Source organism: Streptomyces alkaliphilus, assembly GCF_014141535.1.
Lineage (GTDB): Bacteria > Actinomycetota > Actinomycetes > Streptomycetales > Streptomycetaceae > Streptomyces > Streptomyces alkaliphilus.
The window spans coordinates 1-953 of sequence record NZ_VKHT01001429.1; the positions used below are offsets into that span (position 1 = coordinate 1).

Annotated in this window: 1 pseudogene; it reads right to left on the reverse strand. The window is 73.8% G+C overall.

Going from position 1 to position 953, the window contains the following annotated elements:
* Window positions 1-910, reverse strand: a pseudogene (locus tag FNQ90_RS24900) (hypothetical protein); the annotation flags it as partial.
* Between the last annotated feature and the right edge of the window lie 43 nt (window positions 911-953).

The window sequence follows — 953 nt, forward strand, 5'->3', positions numbered from 1 at the left end:
CCTCCGGGACGACCTCCTCCCCCTCCTCGTCGAGGACGACGGTGTCGGTGTCCACCGTGATGCCGCCGACGAGGTCCACGAGGTTCTCCAGGTAAGGGGTGTCCAGGCGCCAGGTCCCCCGGATGTCGGCGCCCAGCAGTGTGCCGACGGCCTCGCGGACGGAGGCGGCTCCCTCCTCGGTGACGGCCTGGCCCAGGGTGGTGGTGCCACCGTCGGGGGTGACGACGAGTTCGTTGGGGAGCAGGAGGGTGGTGCCCCGTTGGGTGGTGCGGTTGGCCACCAGGAGCGCGGTGGAGGTGGTGTCGCCGTTGGTCTGACGCAGGTGGACGATGATCACGTCGCGGCTCTCCGCCGTGGGCGCGGCCTCCTGCTCGGTCTCCTCCCCGCCCATGAAGGGCAGTCGGTCCCCGGCCCACAGCCAGCCGACACCGCCCAGCAGGACCAGGGCCACCGCGATCACCACCAGGCGGCGACGGCCCAGGGCGCGCCGCTTGGCCTCCTCCCGCCGTTCGGTGCGGCTCTCGCTGAACTTGAGCCAGTCGATGACGTCCTCGCTGCTCTCCTCCTTCTCCTCCACGAAGGCGAACTGCTCGGTGTCGTACCCGCCGTCCCCGTCCCCGGGTTCGTTCCCCCCGGGACGCCGCTCGCCCCCGGGCATCCCGTCACCGGTGCCGTCACCGCGGTGCGCGCCGGGGTCGTCGCCGGCCTCGGCGCCGCCGTATCCGCGGTCGGTCCCCCGCTCGTCGTGATCACCGGAACCACCGGCGTATCCCTGTCCGTGGCCGGCGCCGTCGTACCCGTCCCCGTCGTATCCGGTGCCGTACCCGTTCCCGCCCCGGCCGTACGCGCCGTCGTGCCCGTCGTTCCCGTCGTGGTATCCGCCGTCGACCGGGCGACGGGGCCCCGGCACGCCGGCCCCCCGGGGCTCCCCCGGATACACGGTGGTGGGGGAC